The sequence below is a fragment of the Bacillus sp. SIMBA_005 genome (genome assembly GCF_046535585.1).
GTDB classification, from domain to species: Bacteria; Bacillota; Bacilli; order Bacillales; family Bacillaceae; genus Bacillus; species Bacillus pumilus.
Map to the genome: position 1 here is coordinate 1 of NZ_JAWRWI010001124.1, position 238 is coordinate 238.

Consider the following 238-nt stretch of genomic DNA (forward strand, 5'->3'; position numbering starts at 1 on the left):
GGACGCATGAGCCTGTCGATCACCCGCCCCTGGTGGCGCGAACGCCTGCGCGCCATCGACTGGCGCTGGCAGCCGGCACTGTCCACCGAGGGCCTGATCCTCGCCACCAGCCTGTTCTTCGCCCTGGCCTGCAACGGCCTGTTCTGGCGCAGCGCGATGGCCTGGAGCGGCGGCGGCATCGGCATGGCGCTGTCGCTCATCAACTTCGGAATCGACGAATACGTCAACCCGCGCCTGC

At 68.9% G+C, this 238-nt stretch carries 1 protein-coding gene; it reads left to right on the plus strand.

The window, feature by feature from the left end:
* Window positions 1-238, plus strand: a 238-nt coding sequence (locus SB660_RS23625) for a hypothetical protein (RefSeq protein ID WP_486304229.1), incomplete at both ends; no start/stop codon positions are given.